The organism is Dactylosporangium sp. NPDC050688 (genome assembly GCF_040654515.1).
Taxonomy (GTDB): domain Bacteria; phylum Actinomycetota; class Actinomycetes; order Mycobacteriales; family Micromonosporaceae; genus Dactylosporangium.
In genome coordinates, this window is the sequence record NZ_JBFAIC010000009.1 from 1 (window position 1) to 25,325 (window position 25,325).

Annotated in this window: 35 protein-coding genes and 1 tRNA gene; 26 read left to right on the top strand and 10 right to left on the bottom strand. The window is 68.7% G+C overall.

Annotation, left to right across the window (positions count from 1 at the left end; translation table 11 throughout):
- Positions 1-333 precede the first annotated feature (333 nt).
- The 12 genes from AB0H83_RS11055 (at position 334) to AB0H83_RS11110 (ending at position 8,684) form a co-directional block, all read left to right on the top strand.
- Positions 334-633 carry a hypothetical protein gene (locus AB0H83_RS11055; protein ID WP_360090491.1) on the top strand — a complete coding sequence of 100 codons (300 nt, stop codon included), beginning with the start codon at positions 334-336 and terminating at the stop codon, positions 631-633.
- Positions 624-857 (top strand): DUF397 domain-containing protein, encoded by a 234-nt coding sequence (locus AB0H83_RS11060; protein WP_360090494.1) that lies wholly within the window; start codon positions 624-626, stop codon positions 855-857. Before AB0H83_RS11055 ends, AB0H83_RS11060 begins: the two co-directional genes overlap by 10 nt.
- Positions 858-945: 88 nt before the next feature.
- Complete coding sequence (locus AB0H83_RS11065) at positions 946-1,344, top strand: hypothetical protein (protein ID WP_360090497.1); 399 nt, start codon at positions 946-948, stop codon at positions 1,342-1,344.
- A gap of 100 nt (positions 1,345-1,444) precedes the next feature.
- The gene (locus tag AB0H83_RS11070; RefSeq protein ID WP_360090500.1) at positions 1,445-2,212 is read left to right on the top strand and encodes a GntR family transcriptional regulator; all 768 of its coding nucleotides are present in this window, start codon (positions 1,445-1,447) and stop codon (positions 2,210-2,212) included.
- A gap of 131 nt (positions 2,213-2,343) precedes the next feature.
- Positions 2,344-2,730 (top strand): transcriptional regulator, encoded by a 387-nt coding sequence (locus AB0H83_RS11075; protein ID WP_360090503.1) that lies wholly within the window; start codon positions 2,344-2,346, stop codon positions 2,728-2,730.
- 282 nt (positions 2,731-3,012) lie between these two features.
- The gene (locus tag AB0H83_RS11080) at positions 3,013-4,614 is read left to right on the top strand and encodes an FtsK/SpoIIIE domain-containing protein (RefSeq protein ID WP_360090506.1); all 1,602 of its coding nucleotides are present in this window, start codon (positions 3,013-3,015) and stop codon (positions 4,612-4,614) included.
- Positions 4,611-4,847, top strand: a complete 237-nt coding sequence (locus tag AB0H83_RS11085) for a spread protein (protein WP_360090509.1) — start codon at positions 4,611-4,613, stop codon at positions 4,845-4,847. Before AB0H83_RS11080 ends, AB0H83_RS11085 begins: the two co-directional genes overlap by 4 nt.
- Before the next feature lie 17 nt (positions 4,848-4,864).
- Complete coding sequence (locus AB0H83_RS11090; protein ID WP_360090512.1) at positions 4,865-5,368, top strand: DUF2637 domain-containing protein; 504 nt, start codon at positions 4,865-4,867, stop codon at positions 5,366-5,368.
- A gap of 14 nt (positions 5,369-5,382) precedes the next feature.
- Positions 5,383-5,619, top strand: coding sequence for a hypothetical protein (locus tag AB0H83_RS11095; RefSeq protein ID WP_360090515.1), 237 nt, complete (start codon positions 5,383-5,385; stop codon positions 5,617-5,619).
- On the top strand, positions 5,616-7,322 hold the full coding sequence (locus AB0H83_RS11100; RefSeq protein WP_360090518.1) for a replication initiator: 1,707 nt from the start codon (positions 5,616-5,618) through the stop codon (positions 7,320-7,322). The genes AB0H83_RS11095 and AB0H83_RS11100 overlap by 4 nt, the downstream gene beginning before the upstream one ends.
- Positions 7,315-7,527, top strand: coding sequence for a helix-turn-helix domain-containing protein (locus AB0H83_RS11105; protein ID WP_360090521.1), 213 nt, complete (start codon positions 7,315-7,317; stop codon positions 7,525-7,527). Before AB0H83_RS11100 ends, AB0H83_RS11105 begins: the two co-directional genes overlap by 8 nt.
- On the top strand, positions 7,527-8,684 hold the full coding sequence (locus AB0H83_RS11110) for a site-specific integrase (RefSeq protein ID WP_360090524.1): 1,158 nt from the start codon (positions 7,527-7,529) through the stop codon (positions 8,682-8,684). The genes AB0H83_RS11105 and AB0H83_RS11110 overlap by 1 nt, the downstream gene beginning before the upstream one ends.
- 10 nt (positions 8,685-8,694) lie before the next feature.
- Here the strand turns inward: AB0H83_RS11110 and AB0H83_RS11115 are convergent.
- A tRNA-Arg gene (locus tag AB0H83_RS11115) sits at positions 8,695-8,770 on the bottom strand.
- Positions 8,771-9,073: 303 nt separating this feature from the next.
- Between AB0H83_RS11115 and AB0H83_RS11120 the strand changes: the two genes are divergently transcribed.
- The 4 genes from AB0H83_RS11120 to AB0H83_RS11135 all read left to right on the top strand — a co-directional run bounded on the left by AB0H83_RS11120 (position 9,074) and on the right by AB0H83_RS11135 (position 13,446).
- Positions 9,074-9,328, top strand: coding sequence for a type II toxin-antitoxin system prevent-host-death family antitoxin (locus tag AB0H83_RS11120; protein ID WP_360090527.1), 255 nt, complete (start codon positions 9,074-9,076; stop codon positions 9,326-9,328).
- Entirely contained in the window at positions 9,325-9,699 is a 375-nt protein-coding gene (locus tag AB0H83_RS11125; protein ID WP_360090530.1) for a type II toxin-antitoxin system VapC family toxin, read from the top strand. Before AB0H83_RS11120 ends, AB0H83_RS11125 begins: the two co-directional genes overlap by 4 nt.
- Positions 9,700-9,838: 139 nt before the next feature.
- The gene (locus tag AB0H83_RS11130; RefSeq protein WP_360090533.1) at positions 9,839-11,152 is read left to right on the top strand and encodes a hypothetical protein; all 1,314 of its coding nucleotides are present in this window, start codon (positions 9,839-9,841) and stop codon (positions 11,150-11,152) included.
- A 2-nt stretch (positions 11,153-11,154) separates the two neighbouring features.
- Positions 11,155-13,446: a 2OG-Fe(II) oxygenase gene (locus tag AB0H83_RS11135; RefSeq protein ID WP_360090536.1), complete on the top strand. Its 2,292-nt coding sequence runs from the start codon at positions 11,155-11,157 to the stop codon at positions 13,444-13,446.
- Positions 13,447-13,655: 209 nt separating this feature from the next.
- Here the strand turns inward: AB0H83_RS11135 and AB0H83_RS11140 are convergent, their stop codons facing one another.
- Positions 13,656-14,150, bottom strand: coding sequence for a hypothetical protein (locus AB0H83_RS11140; RefSeq protein ID WP_360090539.1), 495 nt, complete (start codon positions 14,148-14,150; stop codon positions 13,656-13,658).
- A gap of 90 nt (positions 14,151-14,240) precedes the next feature.
- Between AB0H83_RS11140 and AB0H83_RS11145 the strand changes: the two genes are divergently transcribed.
- Entirely contained in the window at positions 14,241-14,393 is a 153-nt protein-coding gene (locus AB0H83_RS11145) for a hypothetical protein (RefSeq protein ID WP_360090542.1), read from the top strand.
- A gap of 85 nt (positions 14,394-14,478) precedes the next feature.
- Here AB0H83_RS11145 and AB0H83_RS11150 read toward each other — a convergent pair whose 3' ends face one another.
- Positions 14,479-14,985 carry a hypothetical protein gene (locus AB0H83_RS11150; protein WP_360090544.1) on the bottom strand — a complete coding sequence of 169 codons (507 nt, stop codon included), beginning with the start codon at positions 14,983-14,985 and terminating at the stop codon, positions 14,479-14,481.
- A complete protein-coding gene (locus AB0H83_RS11155) occupies positions 14,982-15,257 on the bottom strand; it encodes a hypothetical protein (protein ID WP_360090547.1) in 276 nt (91 codons plus the stop codon). The genes AB0H83_RS11150 and AB0H83_RS11155 overlap by 4 nt, the downstream gene beginning before the upstream one ends.
- Before the next feature lie 110 nt (positions 15,258-15,367).
- Here AB0H83_RS11155 and AB0H83_RS11160 point away from each other — a divergent pair, with 110 nt between their 5' ends.
- Both AB0H83_RS11160 and AB0H83_RS11165 read left to right on the top strand, forming a co-directional pair.
- Positions 15,368-15,604, top strand: coding sequence for a hypothetical protein (locus AB0H83_RS11160; RefSeq protein ID WP_360090550.1), 237 nt, complete (start codon positions 15,368-15,370; stop codon positions 15,602-15,604).
- On the top strand, positions 15,601-15,846 hold the full coding sequence (locus AB0H83_RS11165; protein ID WP_360090553.1) for a hypothetical protein: 246 nt from the start codon (positions 15,601-15,603) through the stop codon (positions 15,844-15,846). Before AB0H83_RS11160 ends, AB0H83_RS11165 begins: the two co-directional genes overlap by 4 nt.
- Before the next feature lie 208 nt (positions 15,847-16,054).
- On the opposite strand, the gene AB0H83_RS11170 is transcribed toward AB0H83_RS11165, so the two are convergent.
- Positions 16,055-16,471, bottom strand: a complete 417-nt coding sequence (locus tag AB0H83_RS11170) for a hypothetical protein (protein WP_360090556.1) — start codon at positions 16,469-16,471, stop codon at positions 16,055-16,057.
- 200 nt (positions 16,472-16,671) lie between these two features.
- On the opposite strand from AB0H83_RS11170, the gene AB0H83_RS11175 reads away from it, so the two are divergent.
- Positions 16,672-16,983, top strand: a complete 312-nt coding sequence (locus tag AB0H83_RS11175) for a helix-turn-helix transcriptional regulator (protein ID WP_360090559.1) — start codon at positions 16,672-16,674, stop codon at positions 16,981-16,983.
- Positions 16,984-17,002: 19 nt separating this feature from the next.
- Entirely contained in the window at positions 17,003-18,250 is a 1,248-nt protein-coding gene (locus tag AB0H83_RS11180) for a type II toxin-antitoxin system HipA family toxin (protein ID WP_360090562.1), read from the top strand.
- A gap of 71 nt (positions 18,251-18,321) precedes the next feature.
- Here the strand turns inward: AB0H83_RS11180 and AB0H83_RS11185 are convergent, their stop codons facing one another.
- From AB0H83_RS11185 to AB0H83_RS11195, 3 genes are read right to left on the bottom strand one after another with little or no spacing between them, the layout of a single operon-like run.
- Positions 18,322-18,657, bottom strand: coding sequence for a hypothetical protein (locus AB0H83_RS11185; protein WP_360090565.1), 336 nt, complete (start codon positions 18,655-18,657; stop codon positions 18,322-18,324).
- Positions 18,654-19,079: a helix-turn-helix transcriptional regulator gene (locus AB0H83_RS11190; protein ID WP_360090568.1), complete on the bottom strand. Its 426-nt coding sequence runs from the start codon at positions 19,077-19,079 to the stop codon at positions 18,654-18,656. The genes AB0H83_RS11185 and AB0H83_RS11190 overlap by 4 nt, the downstream gene beginning before the upstream one ends.
- Positions 19,080-19,095: 16 nt before the next feature.
- The gene (locus tag AB0H83_RS11195; RefSeq protein ID WP_360090571.1) at positions 19,096-20,100 is read right to left on the bottom strand and encodes a hypothetical protein; all 1,005 of its coding nucleotides are present in this window, start codon (positions 20,098-20,100) and stop codon (positions 19,096-19,098) included.
- Between the two features lie 82 nt (positions 20,101-20,182).
- Here AB0H83_RS11195 and AB0H83_RS11200 point away from each other — a divergent pair, with 82 nt between their 5' ends.
- The 5 genes from AB0H83_RS11200 to AB0H83_RS11220 all read left to right on the top strand — a co-directional run bounded on the left by AB0H83_RS11200 (position 20,183) and on the right by AB0H83_RS11220 (position 24,755).
- On the top strand, positions 20,183-20,650 hold the full coding sequence (locus AB0H83_RS11200) for a hypothetical protein (protein WP_360090574.1): 468 nt from the start codon (positions 20,183-20,185) through the stop codon (positions 20,648-20,650).
- Between the two features lie 1,478 nt (positions 20,651-22,128).
- Entirely contained in the window at positions 22,129-22,953 is an 825-nt protein-coding gene (locus AB0H83_RS11205; RefSeq protein WP_360090577.1) for a replication-relaxation family protein, read from the top strand.
- Positions 22,950-23,189: a helix-turn-helix domain-containing protein gene (locus AB0H83_RS11210; protein ID WP_360090580.1), complete on the top strand. Its 240-nt coding sequence runs from the start codon at positions 22,950-22,952 to the stop codon at positions 23,187-23,189. Before AB0H83_RS11205 ends, AB0H83_RS11210 begins: the two co-directional genes overlap by 4 nt.
- 105 nt (positions 23,190-23,294) lie before the next feature.
- Positions 23,295-23,498: a hypothetical protein gene (locus AB0H83_RS11215; protein WP_360090583.1), complete on the top strand. Its 204-nt coding sequence runs from the start codon at positions 23,295-23,297 to the stop codon at positions 23,496-23,498.
- Between the two features lie 174 nt (positions 23,499-23,672).
- Complete coding sequence (locus AB0H83_RS11220; RefSeq protein ID WP_360090586.1) at positions 23,673-24,755, top strand: site-specific integrase; 1,083 nt, start codon at positions 23,673-23,675, stop codon at positions 24,753-24,755.
- On the opposite strand, the gene AB0H83_RS11225 is transcribed toward AB0H83_RS11220, so the two are convergent.
- Positions 24,740-24,931, bottom strand: coding sequence for a hypothetical protein (locus AB0H83_RS11225; RefSeq protein ID WP_360090589.1), 192 nt, complete (start codon positions 24,929-24,931; stop codon positions 24,740-24,742). The genes AB0H83_RS11220 and AB0H83_RS11225 overlap by 16 nt on opposite strands.
- 47 nt (positions 24,932-24,978) lie before the next feature.
- Complete coding sequence (locus tag AB0H83_RS11230; RefSeq protein ID WP_360090592.1) at positions 24,979-25,206, bottom strand: type II toxin-antitoxin system HicB family antitoxin; 228 nt, start codon at positions 25,204-25,206, stop codon at positions 24,979-24,981.
- Positions 25,207-25,325: the final 119 nt, after the last annotated feature.

The following is a 25,325-nucleotide window of genomic DNA, read 5'->3' on the forward strand; positions in this document are numbered from 1 at the left end:
AGCGTCGCACCACCCTCCGAGTTGACCCCGGAACAATTTTCCGGGGTGAAGGCCCTCGATGGGTAGACGCTTCATCTATGTTTCGGGCGGTCTTGCTCCAGGGAGCCATCGGCGGTGGCGCGTGACGGTTCACCGCGCTTCGACTTCGACGTGCCGTTCGTGTGAGGGGCGCGGCGTCAAGCTGGTCAGTCGCCGCGGGGCGCTGACGATGGCCGAGGACAGCGTGGTGTACGCGGTGCGGCCGTGCGTCGACTGCGGCGGCATCCCGGCGCCGGACCAGGACGGCCCTGGCCAGGAGACGGAGGCGACCGAATGAGAGCAACAACGTTCCGTGTGGCGGAGGTGCCTGTGGCGCCGCAACCCGACCTCGACCTGGATGTCCGGACGCTGCGGTGCTGGGGTGCGGTCGACGAGGACGGTGACCCGGTCCTCGTGCTCAAAGACGACGACGTGACCGTGGTCATCGACTTCGGGTTCGGCGGCGCATGGGACGCCGCGATCCGGGCAGCAGAGCGGCTCAGCGACGAGGCGCTGTTGTACGCGTCGAAGCTGCGGCAACTGATGGCCGCCCAACAGGCGCCGCCGGCCGACAAGGAGCCGGCGGCGGAGAACAAGGAGGAACCATGCAGGTGAGCAAGGACGGCGTGACCATCGACCTGACCGGCGCGAGCTGGGTCAAGAGCAGCAAGAGCGGCCCGTACTCCGACAACTGCGTCGAGGTGACCGGCCTGGACGGGCCGCTCATCGCGGTGCGGGACTCGAAGAACCCGGACGGCGCAGTGCTGGCGTTCACGCCGGGCGAGTGGGACGCGTTCGTCGAGGGCGTCCAGGGCGGCGAGTTCAACCGGGTCAAGTAGGCGCGATGGCGTGGAGGCGGCCCCTCGATGCTGGTATCACCGAGGGACCGCCACCCATCGTGACACCTCCGGGCGACGCCCGGAACACGTGGAAGGGCGGCGCAGCATGATCGTGCAAGACGACCTTCGCGGTGACGCGCTCCGGCTGGAGATCGCCATCGCGCTTCTCCCTCTCGTCGGTCGCGTCGTGCAGCTGCGGGACGACCAAGCGGTCGGGCACCGGGGCAACCGACTGACCGACCAGGACGACCGGCGGCTCGTCATCGACGACGCGGCCCGGGGCTGGGAGGCGCTCGATGCCGCCCAGCAGCGAGGCTACGGCTCGAACCTGCGGGCGGCGCTGTGCGCGTACACGTGCGACTATGTCGAGGCGGTCGAGGCCGGCGGTCCGGATGCGGACGAGCTGGATTCGCGCGGGTACGAGAGCGCGATGGAAGCGCTGTGGCGGCGGCACGCTGACGCGTTGCGCAGGGCTGCCACAGACTGACGAACAGGGCCTCGGCATCGCTCGGTGCCGAGGCTTCGCCGTGCCGCGCTGGTCCCTCCCTTCGAAGGATCGACAGCGCGACGCTCACACAGTTAAGGTCTTGACAAGGTATGTTGTCGTCTTCGAATGGTGGGTCTCCGTGCCGATCGAGTACAGACCTCCCAAGTACATAACCATCGTCAACGCGTTGCAGGCCCGCATCGAGGACGGCACGTACGCGTCCGGCGAGATGCTGCCTAGCGAGACAGCGCTCATGAACGAGTTCGACACGTCGCGGCCCACGGTCGTGCGGTCGCTGGAGATCCTGCGGCAGGCCGGCTGGATCGACACACAGCAGGGTAAGGGTCGGTTCGTGCGGTCCAAGCCGGTTGAACCGCGGTCCCTGCCGGCCCACGCGGCGTCGCTGCTTGCCAGTGAGGCTGGGGGCCGGTTACGAATCCTCGACGTCGGCGAGTTGCCTGCTCCCGCGCGGGCCTCGTCCGCGCTCGACTTGGACGAGGGCGCGCCCGTGGTGGTGCGTCGCCGGCTCGTCAGCGTTGACGGGCTGGGGCCGGTCGAGTTGGGCACGGTGTACGTGCCGCTCGATCTCGCCAAGGGCACCGGCATCGGCTCGGCGGCACCGCTCAGCGAGGGCGTCCTGCAGCACTTGGCGGTGCGTAAGGGCATGCACTTCGACCACGTGACGGAGCGGATCTCGGCGCGGCCGGCGACCGAGGAAGAGGCGGAACTGCTCGACGTCGACCCCAATGGTTGGCTGCTCACCGCCTTGTTCGCTGTGTACGCCCGGGGCGGCAAGCCTGCCTTCGCACTGGACATCGCGGTGCCGCCGGCCCGGCACGAGTTCGAGGACTCCTTCTCGATTGCTTAGGTGGATGGCTCGCGTTACTCGAAATGCGAGCCATCGCCAAGTTTCTCTGTCTGAGCACTTAACAAGCTAGGTTCCGTCGCTACACTTGAGTCACACATAACAAGTTAAGTGGTTGTCTGAGAGGAATGGTTGTGGCGCTCAAAGGTGGTACGCGGTTCTCGGTCCGGTTCGAGGACGTCTTCCCGGCCGGTTGCGTGCTGGTGCCGGACTCGATCGTCGAGGCGCAGGACTACAACGAGGTGACCAAGGCCCGGACACCGGCGGTGGACAAGCTGTCCGGGTCGCGGGTGTGGACGGTCCGGGTCATGGACATGGACCCGGATCTTGCGGGCCGGTCCCGGGAGGTCGCGGTCAAGATCTCGGCGAACGTGCAGCCGGTCCCGGATGGCGCGGGGTTCTCCCCGGTCGAGTTCGAGGGGATGACGGTCACGCCGTACGTCGGGCCGACCGGTCGGCTCGCGTACTCGTACCGCGCGACGGGGTTCCGTTCGTCGCAGCCGGCCCGCAAGGCCGCGTAAGCAACGCAAGCGCGGGGCGGTCTGTATGCCGTAGGAAGCCGGACCGCCCCGCTGCCAACCAAGCCCATCGCTGAGGTGTGGAAGGCGGGTCTCATCATGCCCATTTCTGGGCGGCGTCGCCAAACCTGCCCCGGCCAACTCCTGCTGCTCATGCCTGTTGCGCGCGATACGCGCGGCCGCTTCACCCGCTGGTTCACCGGGATGCCGCTGCAACTGCTGGCGGTCCGCCGGGACGGGAGAGGGCGGTTCGCAGCGCTGGCGCCGTCGTAGGAAAGGTCGAAGGTGAACAAGAACAACAACGTCCCGCTGGTCAACGTCCGGCGCCTGTCCGTCCCGGCGCCGTGGTGGCTGGTCATGTGGATCGTCATCCCGTACCTGCTGTTCAAGGCCACGGTCCTGCTCGTACGGTCGCTGCCGGTGCTGTGGCGCAACCGCACCTCCGTCACCCTCGCCGTCCTCGCGGTGTGGCTGTGGCACCGGCACGGCTGGGAGATCCTCGCGCTGTTCGCCGGGGTCGCCGGCGCGACGGTCGGGGTCTGGTGGTGGCGCTGGCGTCCCTGGTGCGAACGCTGGGTCGTCCTGCCGGTGCTGTCCTGGTGGCAGCGGCTGTTCGGGTACCAGCTGCACTGGCGCGAGGCGATGACCGTCTGCCGCCTCGCCGAACGGTTCGACGGCAAGCTGAACGTGCCGCGGCTGCTGCGGGTGCGCTGCACGTACGCCACGGATGAGGTGCTGCTGCGTATGCCGCGCGGGCAGAACCCGGACGACTATCACGCGGCGGCGGCGAACCTGGCGTACTCGTTCGGCGCGCGCATCTGCCGGGTCTACTCGGGTCGGCGGGAGCAGCCACCCGCACGCACAAACCGGCTGCTGCGGCTCGTTGACCGGTTCCGCTACCGCGACCGGCCGCGCCTCGTCTGGCTCGTCTTCGTTCGGCGCGACCCGCTGCGCCGCACCGTGCCCGCGTTCGACATCCCGGAGGCCACCGACTTGGAGGCGCTGCCGCTCGGCCTGCGTGAGGACCTCGTCCGGTACGTGCTGCGCCTGCTCGCCACCCACGTCCTGATCGTCGGCGCGACCAGGGCGGGCAAGGGCTCGGTGCAGTGGTCGCTGATCCGCGCGCTCGCCCCGGCGATCCGCTCCGGGCTGGTGCGGCTGTGGGGCATCGACCCCAAAGGTGGCGTGGAGCTGTCCCTCGGTCGGGAGCTGTTCAGCCGGTACGAGTACGCCACGGTCCCGCCGATGGTGGCCATGCTGGAGGAACTCGTCGAGGTCATGCGCGACCGGCAGGCCCGCATGCAGGGCAAGACCCGCGTGCACACGCCGACCCTCGACGAACCGATCTACGTGCTCATGGTCGACGAGATCCTCGCGCTCGTCGCGCTGCTGCAGGACACCGAGCTGCGCGCCCGGGCCAAGGCCGCGCTCGCCATGCTGCTCACGCAGGGCGCCGGCCTCGGCGTGCTCGTCATCGGCGCGACCCAGGACCCGCGCAAAGAGGTCGTCGAGCTGCGCGACTTCTTCCCCACCCGGATCGCGTTGCGGCTCAACGAACCCAACCACGTCGACCTTGTCCTCGGGCAAGGCTCCCGCGCTCGGGGTGCGCTGTGCGACCAGTTGTCGGCGCGGCCGTCCATGCGGGGCATCGGGTATGTCGTCCTCGACGACCGCCCGGAACCGGAGCGGGTCCGGTTCGCGTACGTCACCGACGACGAGATCCGCGCCATGGCCACCACCTACGCCGCCCCTGTCGTCGTCGAGCAGCCTGCGGCGGTACCGGCGCCACGGCGGGAACCCAGGCACGTCTACAAGCCCGGACGCCACGCACAGGGTCCGCTGCTCCCGGACGCGCTGACGAACCTCCTCGACGGTGAGGCGGCATGACCCGCCGGTTCTACCGCCTCCGCGCACCGCACGTCAGCAACGGCTCATCCGCCGTCACGGTCCGCGTCACCGACGACGAAGACCTCTACCTGGCCGTGGGTGCGGGCCGGCGGCGGATGTACCTCACCCCGGCAGAGGCATGGGCGCTGTGGCGGTGCCTGTCCGAAGCCGTCGCGTCGACCGGTGAGCCGCCCGACTGGATCCGCGTCCCGATCACCCCGAAGGCCAAGTGAGAACGGAGGTGCGTCACATGCGTCAGCACATCGAGGGCGTCGTCCTGGTCGTCATCCTCCTGGTGGTCGCGGGAATGGCCGGCGCCGCGTCCTTCACCCACGTCCACGACTGGACCATGGCGAACTCCCCCGCTGGCACGGCGGACTGGTTCGGCTGGGCGAACGCCGCCATCTCCGAACTCGTCCCTATCGCGTGCGCGCTCGTCATCCGGCGGCGCCGTCGTTCCGGCGAGTCGACGCGGTACCCGTTCGCGGTCCTCACGGCGGCGGTCGTGCTGTCGCTGTCGGCGCAGCTGGCGGTGGCGAAGCCGGGCATCTCCGGTGGCCTGCTCGCGGCCGTTCCGGCGCTGGCGTTCATGGCCCTCGTGAAGCTCGTGCTGTCCACGAAGCCGCAGCCTGCGCCGCAAGAGCAGCCGGCGGCAATGGTTGTCGACCAGGTTCCGGTGCCCGAACCGGTCGCAGCGGCCGTTCCGGTGTTCCAGCGCCTCAACGGCGCGATCCCATCCGGTGTCGTCAAGTGAAGGAGGCCACCACCATGCACCTGCTCCAAGCCTTCGTCGAAGCAGTCGCCGACCGGCTGCACACCTCCGCCGACGCTCACGCCCGCGCGCAGGGCCTCGTGGTGCAGCGGCTGCCGTGGGGCGTTCGGCGGATCGGTCACCCGATGGTCGGTGCGTACGCCGCTGCTCGCCGCGAACGGCTGCTCCGCGGCGACGCCGACGCCATTGACCGGATGTTCCTTGACGTCCAGCAGCCGGCGGGTCGCCGATGACCGTCGACACGTTGCCCGGCCTCGACACCGAACCCGAGGCCGGGCCGCGCCCCGGCTCGCGCGCTGCCCGCATGCTGATGCCCCTCGCCGCTGACGTCGTGAAGGACATGGCGACCGAGTACGGCGTCTGCCTCCGCCCGGTCGGGCTGCGCCGCACCGACCTCGCCACCGGCCAGACCGAGATCATCGACGTGCCGTGCGGCGCGACCCGCGAGGACAAGTGCGTTCCGTGCGCGAAGCGGGCTCGGCGGCTGCGCAAGACGCAGATCCGGGAGGGCTGGCACCGCGTCGACGAACCTGCCCCTGCCCCGAAGCCGACCACGGAGGAACACCGGTCGCTGATCAGCCTCCGCGCGCACCTGGAGTACTTCCGCGACCAGGCGGTCCGGGAGTCGAAGTGGGATGAGGTCGGCGAGGTCGACGAAGCAATCCGCGAGGTGGAGGAGGCCATCGCAGCGGAAGGCTTGCGCGGCACGGTGGCACCGTCGCACAACAAGCCCGACGAACCGAAGCGGCAGCGGTCCACCCGCCGGCGCCAGGACGCACCCGCGCTGCCACGGCAGAAGGTCCAGCCGCGCACGGTCGGCCGCGTCTACACCGCCCCGGACGGCACCGAGCACCGGCCGTCGATGTGGCTGACCATGACCCTCGACTCATACGGCCCCGTACGAGACGACGGCTCGCCGCTCGACCCGTCCCGCTACGACTACCGGCGCGCGGCCTGGGACGCGATCACGTTCCCGCGGCTGCTCGACCGGTTCTGGCAGAACCTGCGGCGCTGCGTCGGCTGGAACGTCCAGTACGCCGGCTGCGTCGAGCCCCAACGACGCCTCGCCCCACACGCGCACTTCGCCATCCGCGGCACCGTCTCCCGCACGGTCCTGCGCGAGGTCGCGGCGGCCACCTACCACCAGGTCTGGTGGCCGCGCGTCGACCAGCCCACGTGCCGTCCGCTCTGGGACGCCGACGCCGAAGCGTGGTGCGACCCGGACAGCGGCGCGCCGTTGCAGACGTGGGACGAAGCGCTCGATGCGATCGACGAGGACCCCGACGCCGCGCCGGCCCACGTCATCCGGTTCGGCAAGCACGTTGATGCTCGCGGGGTTGCCGCCGGCAGCAAGGACATCGACCGCACGGTCGGCTACATCACGAAGTACATCACCAAGTCAGCGGCCGACTGCCACACCGTGACCACCGACCGGCAGCGGGCGCATCTCGAACGCCTCTGGCAAGAGCTGCGCGTCACGCCCTGCTCGGAACGGTGCGCGAACTGGCTGCTGTACGGCATCCAGCCGAAGAAGACGCACGGCAAGCTCCGCCCCGGCAACTGCAAGGGCAAGGTCCACCAGCGCTCAACGCTCGGCATCGGCGGCCGGCGCATCCTCATATCCCGCGACTGGTCTGGCAAGACCCTCGCCGACCACCGCCACGACGCCCGCGCCTGGGTCAAGGCGCTCCTCGGCGTCGCCGACGGCATCGACCAGGTCCCAGCATCCGAGACCGCCGATGCCGGCACCCCGGCTCCGGTCGCCTGGGAGCTGGCGAAGCCGAACGACCCCGACATGCCACCCATGCGACATCGCCTCCTGCGAGCGCTCGCCCAACGCATGCAGTGGCGCAACGCCCTCAACGCCGCCAGAGACCGGGCGGCGCAGTACGAGCACACAGCCAGCGACAACGAGGAGGAACGCAACGGTGAGTAACCGGCTGTTGAAGGTCGCGGAGGTGGCCGAACGGCTCGGAGTGACGGAACGGTTCGTGCGCCGGCTGATCGCCGAACGCCGGATCGAGTACGTCAAGGCTGGCACGCACGTACGGATCAAAGAGCAAGCACTCGCTGTCTACATCGATCAGTCCACTGTGGAACCGATCCGCATGGGCTTGCACAGCAACGGATTGGTGGCTTGATGACCGACAAGAAGCGACGTCGATTCGGCGCCGTTCGGCAACTTCCGTCCGGGCAATGGCAGGCGCGCTACTCCGGACCAGACGGCCAGATGCATCCTGCTCCGCAGACGTACCCGACCAAGCCGCTCGCCGAACGCTTCCTCAGCGTGATGGAGGGCGACATCGCGTCGGGCCGCTGGATCTCGCCGACGGCGGCCAAGACGCCGATCTCGGAATGGGCGGATCAGTGGTTCGCGGCGACGCAATCGCGCTGGAAGGTCAAGACACAGGAGACCTACCGCTCGGTCATTGACCGGCTCATCGTGCCGCACCTCGGCAAGGTGAAGCTCGGCGCGCTCCGGCCGCTCGCGGTGACGCGGTGGGTCGGCACCCTCGCCGAGACGGTGAGCGCATCGCAGGTCCGGCAGGCGTACCGCCTCCTGTCGCAGATCATGGCCTCGGCCGTCGACAACGGCATGATCCCGGTGACCCCGTGCCGGGGTGGGCGCGTCGCCGGACTTCCCCGCCTGCCGCAGGCCAAGCCAACGGTCCTGGCGCCAGCGGACGTCGCCCGCCTTTCGGCAAAGTGCGAGCTGCCCGATCGGGTCCTGGTCCTGCTGCTCGCGTACGCCGGACTCCGCATCGGCGAGGCGCTCCCGCTACGCCGCCGATCCTTCGACCTGTCCAGCCGCCGGCTCATCGTCGCCGAAGCGGTGTCGCAGGTTCGTGGCGGCTCCGTGATCGGCACACCGAAGAACCACCAGCAGCGGGAGCTGATCCTGCCCGAGTTCGTGGCCGACGCGGTAGCGGAACTGCTCGGCAACCTGCCCGAGGGTGAGGACGTGTTCCTGTTCGGCGGCCGGCAGAAGCACACGAGCGACCGACAGCAGAGCTACTACGGCTTCCGCAGCCGGTTCCGGGTAGCCGCCGAAGCGGCCGGTCTCGACGGGTTGAAGCCGCACGACCTGAGAGCCACCCACGCGTCCTGGGTCTCGGACTCGCACGGCATCGTGGTCGCCGCCGCTCGCCTCGGCCACGCCGACGCCAGCGTCACGACCAGGCACTATGCCCGTCCGCTCGGCGGCAAGGACGAAGAGGTCGCGGCCCACCTCGACAAGGTGGCGCGGAAGGCGAGTGGCACGCGAATGGCACGCAAGATCAGGAAGAACGTGCAATAAGCCTCTGACCTGGTGCCCCCGGCAGGATTCGAACCTGCGACACACGGTTTAGGAAACCGTTGCTCTATCCCCTGAGCTACGAGGGCGCGGAGCACAGTGTACCGACGCCCACGCTGACCTGCGTCGGCATATCCCGCTCCGGCGTGACCTGGATTCGTTCAGGCTGGTGGGAGCGGGGACCGATCACACAATCGGCGTTTGCGATGGGCGGGGTCCGTCCGGTATGCCCGGTTGGTTTGCAGTGACCCGGGGTGGCTCGCTTCGCCGAGCACTCCTCGAGCCGTTGCGGGTAGATCGCGTGCCGACATCAGCCGCTCCCCTCCGTATGCGGAGCCGTGGCGAAGGCAACGCTTATGGACTAACCTATTAGCTAACCGGGAGGTGTTGGTATGTCCGCGGAGGCCGTGCACTTCAACATGCATGAGGCCAAGACGAACCTGTCAAAGATCATCGAGCGTGTGGAGCGCGGGGAGGAGATCATCATCGATCGGGCGGGCACGCCGGTGGCGAAGGTCGTGCCGTTGGTGCGCCGGGTCAACCGCACTGCGATCGGCTCGCTCGCAGGGCAGCTGGACCTCAGCGGTGACTGGGACTCACCCCAGACCAACGCGGAGATCGCCGCCGACTTCGGGATCGGCGGATGAGCCTGCTGCTGGACACCCATGTCGCACTGTGGGCCATCACGGGCGACCCCATGTTGGGGCAGGACTTCCTGGATCGCCTGCGCCACGATCCGGACATCTTCTTGTCACCGGTCAGCCTGTGGGAGATCACCATCAAGCAGTCCACCGGAAAGCTGGCCGGGCCGTCTGACCTCGCAGAGCGGGTCCGTGACATGGGGTTCCGCGAATTGCCTGTCACGCACGTCCATGGCATCGCCGCCGGCCGGCTCCCTCCGCACCATCGTGACCCGTTCGACCGGATGCTGGTGGCTCAGGCCGCCACCGAAGGGTTGACGTTGGCCTCCCGGGATGCGTCCGTGGCGCTGTACGACGTGGAGATTCTCAAGGTCTGACCTGCTCGCGACAAGGGTGCCCGTTGGCGAACGGAGGCACGCTCGTGTCAGCGTTGCGGCCGTCTGATTACCGTGACCGGGCCGCGATACCCGAGGTGTCGCGGCCGGGCGGCGGATACCCGCCGATAGGATGCCCGCCGTGCCCGTGTCTCGGAAGCGGAAGAAGAAATCCCAGTCCGGCAGCCGGTCCTCCCGCCAGTCGATGGTCTCGTCGCGCGGCGGGTCCGCAGGGGTCGGCGTCTTCGGTGAGCTGTTCGAGTATCGGCAGAAGCTCGCGGAGCATCGCACCGCGCTGGCCGGGGATGCTGCCGGGGCGCTGATTGACGCCTTGATCGCGAGTGCCCCAGAGCGGTCCGACGACGACCTCGAAGACGATTTGTGCATTCGCTTCGGCGCGGCGATGGCCCACTTCGAGCGTGGCTCCGTGGAGGACATTGTCAATCCGGAGGACTTCGTCGGTGCGTTGCTGTCGGCGCTCGACGAGCGGTTCCACAGACCGGCGGAGGCTGGTGCGGACGTGGCTGTTCTCCAACGGCTGCTGACTGTCGTCGCCGGTGTGCTGCCGTTCCCGCTCAGCGAGTCCGCGAGTGACCTGATCTCTGCGCATCTGGATGCCCCCGCGGCGAAGCGGGTCGCGCGCGGGCGTGCCGTGACCGGTCCCGTGTTGTGGGCACGCGACGTCCACGGCACCCGTTGGGCGGTGGTCGCGCCGTTCACGTCGGACGCCGGCCCGGATCGCTGGTACCTGTGGGACGTGGACACCTGCGGCTACGAAGCGCTCACCGTGCACAGCGGCTTCCATACTTCGGCCGAGTCCGCGGTGGCCGCTTGGCGGGAGTCGGTCGGGCAGGCCGCGGCGGGTGGGGCGGTCCTGACAGCGGTGGAGGACTCGGAGACGCTCGACGCCCTGCTACCGGGCGAGGTCGAGGGATTACGGATCGGCGGGGAGGACGAGGAGCAGTACGCCGAGTTCCTGCGCAGCCGGCGGCTCGGCGGGACGGCGCGGAAGGCGGTGCGCCAGGTGCGTGGGCCGGCTTTCGTACGGTTGACGGCCGCCGACGCCAAGGCGCAGTTCGCCCAGCGACTTCGGCAGCTTGATTATCACGGTGGGATCGTCGGCGAAGGGGACGACGCCGGTCCTGTCGGCCCCGACGAACTTGCCGAGGAACTGGCCGAGTCCTGGTCCCCGCGGGATCACCCCACGCTCTATCCGTTCTGCTCGCCGCACAAGGTCGCGGTGGCCGTGCTGCACCTGCGGAACTACTACAAGGAAGACTTCGCCGCCGAACTCGTCGCGCTGCTGCCCGAATGGATCCGCTTCCTGGCAGAGCACACCGCAATGCCGGCGGAGTTGACTGAGCGGTGCCTCACGTACGCCTCGGGCGAGCTCCAGTTTCCCGGAATCCTCGACGACCGGGGACGGTCGAATCCCATGGCACGGGTGGCCGAGTAACGGTGGTTACGGTCTTCCCGCGCGATCGGTTCGCGAGTCTTCTGGGCGAGGGTGCGACTCCGGGGTCATTCAGTGCGCGACGCACCGCCCGTCCCGACGGCCTTCGGCTGGAGGTCACCGGCGTCGGCCCGATCACCCTGCCCGTGCCGGTCCGGCAGGCGAAGGAGCTCTGCCTGATCAGTCGGCCGGCCCGGTTCGGCAAGGGCGAGCAGACGCTGCTGGATGCCAGAGTCCGGGACACGTGGCAGGTCCCGAAGAGCCGCGTGAAGATTGACAAACGGCAGTGGAACGTCACGCTGCGGCACGTCCTCGAGCGCCTGCGGGCCGACCTCGGCCTGCCGGAGGGATGCGAGCTGACGGCCGAGTTCCACGCGATGCTGGTGTACGCGCCCGGCCAGTTCTTCGCTCCGCACCAGGACTCGGAGAAGGCCGACGGCATGATCGGGACCCTTGTCGTCACGCTGCCCTCGGCAGCCACGGGCGGTGTCCTCGTGGTCGAGCACGCCGGCCAGACCGCAACGTACCGGTCGTCGAAGGAATCACTGTCGTTCGTGGCCTTCTACGCCGACTGCCGTCACCACGTACGGCCGGTCACGTCGGGCTACCGGGTCGTGCTGACGTACAACCTGTTGCTCAAAGGTGACCCGGTCGCGGCGGCTGCCGGCCGGACCGACCCTGGCCTGACGGCCGAACTGGCCGGCTGCCTCAACCAGCACTTCGGCGATTCGGACGAGCCTGCCCGCCTGGTCTACCTGCTCGACCACGAATACACCCAGCGTGGGCTGGGGTGGGCCCGCCTCAAGGGAGACGACGCCAGCCGCGCCGCGCTGGTACGGGCAGCGGCACTCGCCGCCGACTGCGAGGTGGCCCTGGCCTTGGCGGAGGTGCACGAGCACTGGAGCGCCGAGGACGCAGCGTCATACGGCCAGTACTGGGACAACGACGATGACGACGAGACGGAGGAGGACGGGGACTACGAACTGCAGGAGCTCATCGAGTCGACGACCAGCCTCGACTGCTGGCTCGATGAGGGTGACGAGGCCACGCCCACCTCACTGATCGTCCACGACGACGAAGTATGCGCGACGACACCGACGGCGGACCTGCAGCCACACGCCTCGTCGTACGAGGGCTACATGGGCAACTACGGCAACACCCTGGAGCGCTGGTACCGCAGAGCGGCAATCGTGATTTGGCCCCGCAGGTGGGCCTTCGCGATCCGTGCGCAGGCCTCGCCCATGTGGGCACTCGATCGGCTCGCCGACCTGATCCGGGCGGGCGATGTGGCCAAGGCTCGTCATGCCGCTGCCATGCTCGCCTCCTTCTGGAGCGTGGCGGCGAAGGCGAACGCCGAGCAGTTGCTGGGCAAGGCGCTCACGGTCGCCCACGACCTGGATAAGCCCGGCACCGCAGCCATGTTGCTCGCGCCGTTCCAGATCGAGATGCTGGATCGCTCCCATGCCGCGGCGCTCGCCCGGGTCGCCGCGCGCTACGGCGATTCCTGGACCCGCGAACTGGTCGAAGTCTGGTTCGGCCGCGATCGACCGGCGTACCTGGCGTCGCAGCAACAGCGAGCGGCGTGGCTGGAGACCCTGCCAGCGGTATGCGACGCGTTGCGCGAGGCGTCCGAGGCCGGTGTATCGGTCGGCCGACTGGTGTCCGCCGCCGCCTGGACCCCGCTGCGGGAATCGGTGGACAGGACGCTGCGATACCCCGCTCCGAGCCACCGGCATGCGGCGCTGAGCGAACTCGGGCCGGCCGTCGCCGGTCTGCTGCTGAGCACGGCGAGCCTCGCGGCGGCGGACCTGCGCGACGAGATGGTCGCCTTCCTGAGCATCGACAACGACGATCTGCTCGTATGCGCCATGTCCGCGCTCCGCGCGGCCCACAGGGCCAGCCGCGATACCAGCGCCGCCGCAGGACTCGACGTCGTTTCGCGCCACTGCGCCGCGCGGCTTGCGACCCGGCTGGCCCGGCCGATCCGGTCCGCTGACGACTGGTCGATCGAGTTGCCGAAGGGCTGCCACTGCGAACTGTGCCAGACCCTCGACGCGTTCCTCGCCGACAAGGCGCGGCGCTCCCTCGAGTGGCCGCTGGCAGAACAACGGCGCCGGCATGTCCACACCCGGATCGACCAGCACGAGCTGCCGGTACGCCATCAAACCCGACGTAGCGGACGACCCTACACCCTGGTATTGACCAAGACGGAGGCGCTCTTCGCCCGCGAGCGAGAGGGCCGCCAGCGCGACCAGACCGACCTCGCCTGGCTCGGCAGAACCTTCGACGCCCGCTGAACACGCTTCGCCGAGCACGCGTCGAGCCGTCGTACCATCCGAACGTGACAGATCCGATGCGCATTGTGATCTCAGTGCGGGGTCTGGCTCCGGTTCGCAGGTATGCGCACGACACGGGAACTGCGTACCGCTCACGCTGAGTACGCCACGCTCCCCCACGACGTCATCGCGAGACTGCGGCGGTGGCGTGGGAGATCTCGGGAAGGACGTCATCGTTGGACTTGGCGGTGAAGTGAGAGCTGGTGCATGAAGGCGTTCTTCGGGTTGGTGTGGGTGCGGTACAGCGGGCTGCACGGCGTGCCGGCCAGCCATGCCTCCAGATCGCCGAGTTCTCGTTCTCTGCTGCGGTCCGCGAGGAGCGTGAACTCGGTCATGATCCCGACGACGCTGCGGTTGGTGGTCGGGGCGATCCGGCGGGTGCGCATCTGTTCGACCTCGGCGGCGATCATCGCGTCGTGGGCACCGTACGTGGCCATGGTCGCGGCGATGCGGTCGGCGGCGCGGGCCAGGGCGGTGGCGGCGGGTGCGAGCGGCAGGAGGATCGGCAGCAGGGTCGGCTCGTTGACCAGCAGTAACACGTCCGGTCGCCACGCGAACCGGGTGGCGTACCACTCACCGAGTGCGGTGGTGGACTGCTCACCCGCACGCAGGTCCGGCGTGCCTATCCGGTCGCGGAGCTTCTTGGTCGCACGCAGGATCAGCACCGAAATATCATGTCAGTGACGTAGCCGTTTCGGTGGTTGAGCGCATCGGTGGCGGCAATCGGTCGGCGTACGTAGGAGACTTTGCAGGAGATGGAGTCGCTGCGGCGTGCGGAACGGTTGCGCGACCTGCAGGCGGCAAATCGTCGTCGGCTCGCGGGGCAGGATGTCGCCGCCGAAGACCTTCCGGACCTGATCAGCGAGGCCTACAAGGCGGCGCACTGCGGTGAGCTTTCCGGCCGGTGATTACGCCGTTCGTCTTTGGCGTCGCCCACCTTCTTCGGCCAGAAGAGTGACGGGCCGCTACCCCGCACCCTCCGGCACGGAACCCTCAGCTTGCTGGATGAGAGCGCAGGTATTCAGTGAGCGCGGCACGAATGACATCGCTCGGCGTGGTGTCATGCCCGCGGGCTTTGCTGGCTTCCACGAAGTCGTCAAGTTCCGCGTTGAGTGTTACTGACAGCCGGAAACGGCGCACTGGCGAGGCCTGTCCGGGTTCATTCTGCACATCAAGCGCCGGTCTGCCGGCGCGAGCGGCGCGCAGCAGCGCCCGCCCGCTCTCGGCGGCGGCAGGGCCTGACTCCACCGTTGCGTCTGCATCAATCGTGGCCGTTTCGGCCCATCGCGCCGCTGCTTCGTAGTCGTCGGCAGTCGGCACCTGCTCGTCCGCGACGCGGGCGGCTTGCAGCAAGGCGCGCCCGCTGGCGGCGGCCACCTCGTCTCGCTCCACGGTGGGATCGTCCGGGTCAAAGGTTGCCTTCTCCGCCCACCGTGCTGCTGCCTCGTAGCCGTCGATCGGCAGAGGGGTGGTAGCCGCCGCATGCGGTTCGGAGGTCATCGATAGCTCCTTCCGATCAGGTTGAGACTGCGCTCCTGGGCTTCCATGACATGGAAGACCGTGACCGTACTTCCTCGAACCTCGAGGAAGACTTCGAGCAACGTGTGATCCGTGAGGCTGCGTGGACCGACGAACAGATGGGGTCGAATATTGGCCGGCGGCTGAGGATCCGTGAAGTGCTGGACGTGTCCAACCGCGTTTTCGATGGCGCACACCGCCTCGTCCTCGGTAAAGCCGTGCTTCCTTGCACTTTCGGTGAACCGGACCGGCATGTCAATACTGTAGCACAAAATTATTTGTGTGCTACAGAGGAGGCCATATGATGTCATGCGGAGAGCTGGTCCGCCTTTGTTGGCATTCGAACGCAGCAGGTGGGAGCCTCATGACTGAGTTCCACGACTGGGACGGCATCCGTGCCGAGCTCGACGACGGTGACAGCGACGCGCTGGCCGCGGAGCGGGCGCGGACCGAGGCGTGGGTCAGCACCTTCCACCTTGCTGAGGACGCAAACGCCTTCTGCGGCAGATCGCTTGACAGTGTGGCGAGCACGGCAAGCATGCGAGGCCTATGGCAGCGCGCCGCCGTGGCTGATCACGTGACAGAGGAGGGTCGGTCGTGACCGAGGCTTCGAACTGGCGGGACGTGAAGGCAAGGGCTCGAGCCGCCGACCCGATCTGGGACGGTGCCGAGCGGGTCGCGCGCCGCCAGCAGATGCGAGAGCAGATGCTGGCATTGGTCAACCGCGCGGAACGGTTGCGTGACCTGCAGGCCGCAAATAACCGTCGGCTCGCGGAGCGGGATGTCCACGCCGGAGACCTTTCAGGCCTGATCGGCGAGGTTTACAAAGCCGCGCGAGAATGAGCCTCCTCGGCCAGTGGTTACACTGCGCCCGCTCTCAGCGGCGGCAGGGCCTAACTCCAGCGTCTCGTCTGCATCAATCCGGCCGTCCGGCAACGCGAGCTCGTACGTCACATGGTGCGAGCGGTCCGGCCACGAGCGGTCCGGGCGGGCTCCCCTCCTTCGATTTCGCAGAACTTCCGGTGATCCTGGTGTGTTGGTGCCGGCGAGCTCATCGAGCCACGCCCACCAGCCACTCGCGCAGCTGCGCGTCGTCGCTGAGCTCGATCACCTGGACCAGTGCCCAGTTGTTCCGGTGGTTCGGCGCATCCAGCAGGCGTTCCTGCCAGTCGTCGGCGTACTCCCGCAACGCCACGATCATCTCCTTGATCGCCTCGTCGAACGTCGCCGCGTCCGCGGCTATCGAAACCCCGGGCAGGAACACCGACCATCCGCTGTCCTCGGCCACCACCTGCGGCGGCGGCAGGACACCGACGAGGGTGGCGCGCAGCCGCTCGGCGTCGACGACCGCGGCCTGGCCGGTCTCCCGTTGTACGGTCGCCACCCGGCCGCGGCGCGCGGCGTCGAGGAGGTCCTTGAAGTGCGCTCGAGCAGTTGAGTAGCTGTCGAAATGCGCGGCAACGGACATGAGATCCCCCAGACGTTCCTGACCAGCATGCGACGCGCTCGACGTACGTCAAGTACATGGCATACCTGGCCACTCCTCACCTACGGCCTTGGCGACACGCGCGCCAGGGCCTCGTCGATGTTGATAAAACGACTGCAAGGCCGTGTTAGCGTTGTTTTATCGAAGGTGGTGGCGTGATGGCGAAGCGAACGAGGTCCTACATGCCGACGACCAAGGCTGCTGTTGCACTGCTCGGTTCCCAGATCGCTGCCGCGCGCAAGGAGCGCGGTTGGACGGCTGCGGACCTGGCCGAGCGCGTGGGGGTGCAGCCGCACACCATCGGGCGGCTTGAGCGGGGTGAGCCGACCGTGGCGCTCGGCCTGGCGTTCGAGGCCGCGGTGGTCGTCGGCGTGCCGCTGTTCGGTGCGGACGAGCGTGAGCTGCCCGCCCTGGCCGCGGCCGCGAGGCAGCGACTGGCCCTCCTGCCGGCTCGGGTGACCAAGCCGGCGATCGTCGTCGACGATAACTTCTGACCTCGTGTGAAGGAGCGGTATGGCAGCACCCCGGGATGCTTTCGTGTGGGCTTGGCTGCCTGGCGCGACGGAGCCAGTGGTCGCGGGCCGGGTCGTCGCGGTGGACGGTGACCGGTACGTCTTCGCGTACGGCAAGAGCTACCTGGCGCGCCCCGACGCGGTCCCGCTGTACGCGCCCGAGCTGCCGCTGCGGGAAGGGCCGATCGAACCTCGGCGGAACCTGCCGCTGGCGGGCTGCCTCCGCGACGCCAGCCCCGATGCGTGGGGTCGGCGCGTCATCCTGGCCCGCCGGTTCGGCCACCTCGACCGCGACGCGGACACCGCAGCCCTGGACGAACTGACCTACATGCTGACCTCCGGCTCCGACCGCGTCGGCGGGTTGGACTTCCAGTCCGGCGCCACCGAGTACGTCGCGCGAGACGAGACGGCCGAGCTGGCCGAGCTCATCGGCGCCGCCGAGGCGCTCGAGGCCGGTCGGCCACTGTCGCCCGCGCTGGGAGAGGCGTTGACGCGGGGCACGTCCATCGGTGGTGCGCGTCCCAAGGTCACCGTGCTCGACCAGGGGCGCCACCTGATCGCCAAGCTGTCCTCGACGAGCGACTACTACCCCGTGGTCAAGGCGGAGGCCGTCGGGATGATCCTCGCCCGGCGGGTGGGACTGGACGTCGCTGCCTGCGAGGTCATCCGTTGCGCGGGCCGTGATGTGCTGCTCGTGGAGCGCTTCGACCGCACCGCAGTACCCGGGCAGCGACGCATGATGGTTTCGGCGCTGACCATCCTCGGCGAGGACGAGATGGGGGCGCGGCACGCCGGCTACCCGGACCTCGCCGACGCGGTCCGCAAGCAGTTCACCGACGCCGGCCAGCACCTGCGTGAGCTGTTCGCGCGGATGGTCTTCAACGTCTGCATCGGCAACACCGATGACCACCTGCGCAACCACGCCGCCTTCTGGGACGGCGCACAGCTCTCACTGACCCCGGCGTACGACCTGTGCCCCCAGCCGCGCAGCGGCGAAACCGCCAACCAGGCCCTGAACATCACGCGGACGCCCGGCGAGCGCGCCAGCCAGTTGCGGCTGTGCCGCAAGGCCGCACCGGAGTTCCTGCTCTCCGACCGCGACGCCGACCAGATCATCGAGGACCAGCTCGAAGCCATCCGCCGCGACTGGGACGACGCCGCCGACGAGGCGCAGCTGGCGAAGGCGGAGCGCAGCCAGCTGTGGCAGCGACAGATTCTGAACCCGTACATCCACTACGACCAGGCGTGACGACGTACGGCCAGGAGTCTTCTGCTTCTTGGCCGCGAATGAGCGCTGCCACCCACCGCCGGGTTCGGGGATTACCCGGGCAGGTCGTCGGCGGCGAGGGCCACTCGCAGGCCGTCGCACGGCACGAGGCGCGGCGGTACGCCGGGAATCACGGCGTGGCGGCGGCTGCCACAGATGGCGCATCGCTGGTCGGGTTCGAGGGTCCACGCGAGGAAGCGCCGGTACAGCGTTGCGGGGTCGGTGTCGTCCAGCTCTCGTTGGGCGATGGCCATGAGGTTGGCCATGAGCTGGCGCAGCATGGCCGGGTCGTTGTTCCGCAGGCTCCGCTGCGCCTCAGTGCACGGCCATGGAAGTCCGTCGACGCCGCAGGTCCAGGATGGGCGGACGACCCGGTGGGTGGCGCTCAACGTCGGCTCCCCGCGTGCCGGCGTTTCCGGTCGGCGGCTGCGGTCCGGCGCAGGACGGCCATGGGGAGATCGAGTGAGGCGGCTATGGCGGTCAGCAGCGGTGCCGTCGGGATGCGCAGGCCGCGCTCGTACCGCGAGATTTCGTGGCGGGTGAAGGTCGGGCGTCCGGATCTGGCGCACAACTGGTCTGCCAGGTCGCCTTGGGTCAGGCCGAGTTGGTGCCTGCGGCGGGTGATCAGCTGGCCGAAGCTGCCTGCGGTTGCTGGGTCGTGGCGTGGCGGTACGTCTGACACGAGTCCTCCCCTGCCGGTGGATTTCCGGGATGGCTGGACGTCGATGAACGCTCGCCTTTGCCGCGGAGTCAAGTCGTCGTTGTCGTGACACCACCCCCGGCCGGGGGACCGGCACGTGTGACGGGTCACTGTAGGTGGCCATGGGTCATGGTTGTTGGCCAACGGTCTCAGACTTCGTCGCGGTGGCGACCCTGGAGCTGCTGCTGTGCCGGGAGATCCGCATGTACCGCGCGGTGCCGGGCTCGGTGCCGTGGCAGCGCCTGCCCATCCTCGACGTCCGCCTCGCTGCCTGGCGCCGCGATCCTCGCGCGATCACGTAGCGATGTGGAGTTGGGCGAGGGCTCGCGGTGGTCCTCGCGGAGTTCTTGGCGCTGGTCCGGTCGAGGGTGTGGTGGCGGTCGGTGAACGCGTCGACGGCCGGGGTGAGTGCGCTGGCGTAGGCGGTGCTGGGGCGGCAGGATCGAGGATCGGCATTAGGGCGCTCCTGACGGTCGGGGTCAGGTGGTCTGGTAGGCGCCGTGGGTGCCGGACGGGGCGGTCGCGGCCGGGTGGTGGTACGCGGCGCAGGAGAGTCGAGTTCGGGGATGCTGTGCCGGCGGGTGATCGCGGCTTCGATGAGGCTGGTGAGGTCGAGCAGGACGTTGTAGGCGGTGCGCAGGGGCGGCGGTCGTAGGTTCGTACATTTCGGCGACGAGCGGGCCGACGCCGGTTTCGATGAGCGCGGTCCCGACGGCCGTGATTGCCGCGGCGGCGACGCCAGGTCGATCAGCGTGGTGATCAGCCCCTTTGCTTTGATCGCCTTTCCGGCGGTGAACGCGGTCGTCGCCGCCTGTTCGTGGAGATCGGCGAGGTCGGCGATCGGCGCGGCGAGCTTGTCGGTGCGCGCGGCGAGGGTGGTGAAATAGTCGTCGGCGGCCGCGGCGGCGTTGCTGTCCCAGCTGGTCATCAGGGTGCGGTCGGCGGCGTCGACGTTGGCCGCGACGTCGCCGCACAACGCGGCGAGCTGGCGGAGGACGGCGCCGCTGGCGGCGATGTGTTCCCAGTCGCCGAGCAGCGGCCTGACGAGTCGTTCGACCGATGACGGAGCGCGCGGTCCGCCCGTAGATCGGCAGACCTGCTGCCACGAAGGCCTGGCTGTAGCACGTTGCAAGACATTTTTCCGATGGTCCACGTCCGCCGGCTTCCACGTGGCCCGGTCGAACCCTGTGAAACACCATGGGACGATGCTCCGCATGGCTGGTTCAGGTCGGGTGGGTGTGATCATCGCAGGGCTGGTGCTGCTGACCGGCTGCGACAGCGGCGGCGACGGCAAGGCAACGACCGCGGCGGCACCCGCGAGCAGTGCCGCCGCGTCGCCGTCCGCCGTCGACGCGGCTGTCTGTGTTGAGCTCAAGACGGTGCACCTGCGGGAGTGGCTCCCCTTCCACGAGGCGTGGCAGAAGCTCGTCGAGGTGAGCGAGCGGCAGGACGCCGCGGCAACCGCCAGCGGAATCAAGGCACAGAAGGCGATGGCCACCGAGTGGGCGGCAGCACTGGAGCCGCTGATCGGCCAGGTGCAGCAGCCCGAGCTGCGGCAACCGATGGCCGACCTGCTCGCCTCGGTCAAGCAGTACATCGCCGGCGACGGATACAGCACCGGGAACCTGGGCACCTTCGCGTCGACCGCGATGACGGCCATGTCCACGCGTTGCCCGACCTGAGCTGGAGCCTGCCCGGACCACTTCGGGCCGGCCGGCATTAACACCTGCTGGTCAGGGGTGCTGATCCGCTGGCAGCGATGATGGCGGCGCCGACCACGAGGTGGATGACGGCGGCGCCAGCGCAGCGGCAGCAGCACCAGCACGGCGACCGCGGTCCAGGTGCGCAGCGCCCGGCGCGGCGTCAGCCGTTCGAGTAGGGCGAGCAGCGCCAAGCCGGCCAGGGCCGAGACTTTTCGCTGGCCCGTCGCGTTGTCCTCGGCATCCGTTCAGATCGATCCGCCGTGTCGCGCCCAGACGACGGCGTAGCTTCTGGCCGGTTGCGGTGGCCAGTTCGCCGGAATGGCCAAGTACCGTGACCAGATCCGGCCAACTTGCTTGACCCGGACGTTCAAGACTCAGGGCCCCGGCGCTCGGAGCGGCCAACTACGGTGATTCGTCACACGACGCAGCACGCGACGGTTATGACATGCGGCGTGGACAACGCTGTGACATCGTCGCCGACGTGCGGCGCGGCGCTGGCGACGATCGTGTGATCGGTGAGTGACATCGGGTGCGGCGACTGTGACAGCAGGGCGTGTCACGTCCGAGCTCGCGATGATGTCAATCGATAATCTTCGCTGACATTCGTGGTGTCACGGCTGGCATGACCGCCGCAGCGTAGCGTCCATCAAGGTCAAGTGATTCCTCGCCTGGTGTTTGACATGCCGTCACGTCGGGGTGACATGTCACATTGACCCACCGCGCGTTGCGCGCGACTGGATCGACACTCGAGTGACATCCCGCGACGCGCCGTGACGGGCGGTTCCTGACATCGACATGCGTCGTTGACACGGTGATGACACGCGAGCGATGTCATTGATTTTCGTTGTTGACATTTGCATGTCCACGCTCTGCCGCCGGCAGTCAGCAGTCCGCGTGACACGGCGGACGTATCGACACCGCGCGTTGACGACCCGTCGGCGCTCACAACCGGTCACAGCGATCGGTTCTGCTGTGAGCGGCTCGCCGCCCGGCGCTCACAGCAGCTCACACGCACTCACAGCGCAAATCCTGCCCGTACCACGTGACGCTCACAGGGAGCCCGGTCCGGCGCTCACAGCGACTCACGGCGCACTCACAAACCCGGCCCGGAACGCCTGTGAGCAGCTGTGAGCGGCTGTGAGCGGAGGGGGTGTTCGCCAGCGCTCACAAAGGCGGATAGGGGGATGTGGGGCTCGACGGTCGGCGGCGGGTCTCACGGGCCGATCGAGCAGGTGCCGTCGCCGTCGGCTACGGACCCCGTGAGGTCAGCAGGCGCTTTGCCGTCGGTGCTGGCGTCCTTGTTGACCGCCGTCATGGCGTCCGTCTTGATCCGGACCCCGCAACGGACGTCGCCGGTCGCTGTCCCTGCAGCACGTGCCCCGTCCCGCCGTTCGGGCGGCGGCTCAGAGACACGTTGCGTTCCCTCTCTCCCCCTGTACCAGATGAAAGGAATCACCGTGCCTGATCAGGTCTTGCGGGTGCAGTCGGTGTTGACCGCCCGCGACCATCAACTCCTCGACTGGCTCTACGACCATGGGGTCCTGACGACCGGGCAGATCGCTGAGGCGCTGTTCCCGTCGCTGGACTTCGCGCAGCACCGCCTGCACCGGCTCACCGGGCTGAAGGTGGTGGACCGGTTCCGGCCGTTCCGCACCGAGGGCGGCTCGTACCCGTTCCACTACGTCATCGACCAGCTCGGCGCCGAGGTCGTCGCAGCGCAACGCGACGAGCAGATACCCAGACCCGGGTACGCGAAGGCGATCCGCCGCCGCTGGACCGCCTCCCGGATCCTGCAACACCGCCTCGGGGTCAACGGCTTCTTCACCCAGCTCGCCGGCCACGCCCCGCGCGATCTGGAACGGTGGTGGCCCGAATCGCGATGCAGTGCACCGGGTGCGTTCGCCGGACCGGGTGACCAGGTGGAGCTCATCACGCAGACCCTCATCCGCCCTGACGGGCACGGTGTCTGGTCCGGGGTGCCGTTCTTCCTCGAGTACGACACCGGCGGCGAATCCCTCACCGAACTGTTGCGCAAGGTCGCCGGGTACGCCCGGTTCGTCGCGCTCGGCGGGCCGGCATGGCCAGTCCTGCTGTGGCTGCACTCCCCCGATCGTGAACATCACCTGCACCAGCGGCTCGCCGACCTCGGCCCGCTCGGGGCGCCGGTCGCCACGGCGGCCCGCGTCCCCGGCGCCCACCCCGCCGCCGGCCCCTGGTGGGTGCACGGCCACCCCGGGCCGCTCTCCCTCGCTGACCTGCCTACCGGAGGCACACGACCGTGAAGACCACGTTCTCCCTCACTCCTATGTCCGCCCGTAGCGCCTGGACTCCCGAGCGGCTCCGAGCGCTCGGACCGACCACTGACCTCGCCACCGCAGCGGAGATCCTCGGCATCTCGCGGTCCGCCGCCTACAAGCTCGCCCGCCGTGGCGCGTTCCCGGTGCCGCTGCTCAAGGTCGGCGCCGTCTATCGCGTACCGACCGCGCCGCTGCTCGCCGTCATCCACCTCGACGCGTAAGGAACCGCCGGCGCTCGCCCGCCACGACTTGAACGCGCTGGCGAGGCGAGCGTCGATGGACCACGACAAACCGTTGCCCACCCTGATCGGAGCACACCACCGACCATGGCAGAAGGAAGCATCTTCAAACGCTGCGGCTGCCGCGACCCGCACACCGACAAGCCGTACGGCACCCACTGCCCCCAACTCCGCCGCCCGAACCGCTCCTGGAACCCGCAGCACGGCCACTGGGCGTACCAACTCGAACTCCCACCCACGCTCGACGGGCAACGGCGGCTGCTGCGCCGCTCCGGCATCGACACCCGCTAGCAGGCCGTCGCCGAACGCGACCACGCCCGCGCCCTGCTCGCGCTCGCCGGCCGCGACCGCCGCCGCCAGATCGAGATCGGCGACGTCATCCAGAACGCGGTACGCCACCGCCTCCCGTTCCCCGACGTCGACCGCGTCCGGCAACGCCTGCGCGGCGACGGACCGCTCGGCGACATGCCCACCGTCGGCGAGTACCTCACCACCTGGCTCGAACACCTCACCGCCGACATCAACACCATCCACGGGTACGAGTCGATCGTGCGGAACCATCTCGTCCCACACCTTGGCGACGTACCCCTCGACAAACTGCGCACCAGCCACCTGCGGGCGATGTTCGTGGCCATGGAACATCGCAACGCCGAGATCCGCTCGCTCAAAGCGAGCCCGGACCCGGCCGTGCGCAGGACCGTCGCACGAGTCCGCCCCACCGGACCGGTCACCCGGCACCACATCCGAGCCGTACTACGGAAGGCGATCAACGACGCCCTCGCCGACGAACTCATCGTCGGCTCCAACCCCGCCACGCTCGTCAAGACACCCGCCGACCGGGCCCTGCCGATCGTGTGGGAGGACGAACGCGTCGAACGGTGGCGGGCCACGGGCGAGGTCCCCGGACCGGTCATGGTCTGGACCGCCGAACAGGTCGCCACATTCCTCGACTACGTCGCCGACCACGACCAGGTGATCCACCCGATGCTGCACCTGATGGCGTACCGCGGGCTGCGGCGAGGCGAAACCGTCGGGTTGCGTGACACCGAAGTGCGGCTCGCCAAGCGCGAACTGACCGTCAACAACCAGATCGCCATCATGGGTCACCGGACCATCCAGAAACCGCCGAAGAGCCGCGCCGGGAACCGGGACATCGCCCTCGACGCCGACACCGTCCGGGCGCTCACGGCGTACAGGGTGCTTCGCGCGACGTGGCGGCTCGCGGCCGGGGAGGCGTGGCCGGACACCGGACTGTTCTTCGTCCGCCCCGACGGACAGCCGTGGCACCCGAACGCGTTCAGCGCGCGATTCCGGCTGCTGGCCCGGAAGGCAGGGATGCCGCCAGTACGGCTGCACGACCTGCGGCACTCGGCGGCAACCATCGCCCTGGACGCCGGGATCGACATCAAGGTTGTGTCCGAGCAGCTCGGCCACTCGACCACCACACTGACACGGGACACCTACCAGAGCGTCACCAAGCAGATGCACCAGGACGCCGCCGACGCCGTTGCCGCCGTAATCGCAAGCAGGGCTCACATTCGCGGCTGATCCGGGGATGTAACGGCCGGATCTTCAAGCCGATCATTGCTGTGCAACATGGCTCGCCTGCGGCGGACAAGTGCCTTTCTGCCCTTGCCGGTAATCTGCGCCACCCGCTGCGGCGACAGGTCGAACACGCGACCGGCATCGCGGACGGTTATACCGTCGGCGATCAGGCGATCCAACGCCCCGCTTCGTTGCCTCAGCCTCGCCGGTCAGCCTGCTGCGCTTCTTACCGCGCGCGGAGCGCGCCAAGGACCTCCTCGACGTCAGGGACTTCGGGTCGAACGGTCACCGTGAACGAGTCCGGCGCGACGTCCAAAAACAGCGCGATCGCCTCTCGAGCCATCGCCTCGGCCTCGACGAGCCGCCGGACTTGACTGTGAATGCCCTTGACCTCTGGCACGGTGACTGCCCACCAGTCGCCAGAACGCCGGCAGACCGCGGTGTAGTTGTTCATCGCCACCATTCCTCTCCCAGCTCGCTGCTGGATCACGCTTGATCCCACGGCGTGGTTGTCAAGGACGCTCGAAATTTGGATCTGGCCCACTTTGGTTGATTGAAGTTGGTCCCTTGCTT

Coding starts and splice junctions, on each gene's coding strand:
- AB0H83_RS11060 (WP_360090494.1), top strand. CDS start 624: ATGCAGGTGAGCAAGGACGGCGTGACCATCGACCTGACCGGCGCGAGC.
- AB0H83_RS11085 (WP_360090509.1), top strand. CDS start 4,611: ATGACCCGCCGGTTCTACCGCCTCCGCGCACCGCACGTCAGCAACGGC.
- AB0H83_RS11090 (WP_360090512.1), top strand. CDS start 4,865: ATGCGTCAGCACATCGAGGGCGTCGTCCTGGTCGTCATCCTCCTGGTG.
- AB0H83_RS11095 (WP_360090515.1), top strand. CDS start 5,383: ATGCACCTGCTCCAAGCCTTCGTCGAAGCAGTCGCCGACCGGCTGCAC.
- AB0H83_RS11100 (WP_360090518.1), top strand. CDS start 5,616: ATGACCGTCGACACGTTGCCCGGCCTCGACACCGAACCCGAGGCCGGG.
- AB0H83_RS11110 (WP_360090524.1), top strand. CDS start 7,527: ATGACCGACAAGAAGCGACGTCGATTCGGCGCCGTTCGGCAACTTCCG.
- AB0H83_RS11120 (WP_360090527.1), top strand. CDS start 9,074: ATGTCCGCGGAGGCCGTGCACTTCAACATGCATGAGGCCAAGACGAAC.
- AB0H83_RS11125 (WP_360090530.1), top strand. CDS start 9,325: ATGAGCCTGCTGCTGGACACCCATGTCGCACTGTGGGCCATCACGGGC.
- AB0H83_RS11145 (WP_360090542.1), top strand. CDS start 14,241: ATGGAGTCGCTGCGGCGTGCGGAACGGTTGCGCGACCTGCAGGCGGCA.
- AB0H83_RS11150 (WP_360090544.1), bottom strand. CDS start 14,985: ATGACCTCCGAACCGCATGCGGCGGCTACCACCCCTCTGCCGATCGAC.
- AB0H83_RS11155 (WP_360090547.1), bottom strand. CDS start 15,257: ATGCCGGTCCGGTTCACCGAAAGTGCAAGGAAGCACGGCTTTACCGAG.
- AB0H83_RS11160 (WP_360090550.1), top strand. CDS start 15,368: ATGACTGAGTTCCACGACTGGGACGGCATCCGTGCCGAGCTCGACGAC.
- AB0H83_RS11170 (WP_360090556.1), bottom strand. CDS start 16,471: ATGTCCGTTGCCGCGCATTTCGACAGCTACTCAACTGCTCGAGCGCAC.
- AB0H83_RS11175 (WP_360090559.1), top strand. CDS start 16,672: ATGCCGACGACCAAGGCTGCTGTTGCACTGCTCGGTTCCCAGATCGCT.
- AB0H83_RS11180 (WP_360090562.1), top strand. CDS start 17,003: ATGGCAGCACCCCGGGATGCTTTCGTGTGGGCTTGGCTGCCTGGCGCG.
- AB0H83_RS11200 (WP_360090574.1), top strand. CDS start 20,183: ATGGCTGGTTCAGGTCGGGTGGGTGTGATCATCGCAGGGCTGGTGCTG.
- AB0H83_RS11215 (WP_360090583.1), top strand. CDS start 23,295: ATGGCAGAAGGAAGCATCTTCAAACGCTGCGGCTGCCGCGACCCGCAC.
- AB0H83_RS11220 (WP_360090586.1), top strand. CDS start 23,673: ATGCCCACCGTCGGCGAGTACCTCACCACCTGGCTCGAACACCTCACC.
- AB0H83_RS11230 (WP_360090592.1), bottom strand. CDS start 25,206: ATGAACAACTACACCGCGGTCTGCCGGCGTTCTGGCGACTGGTGGGCA.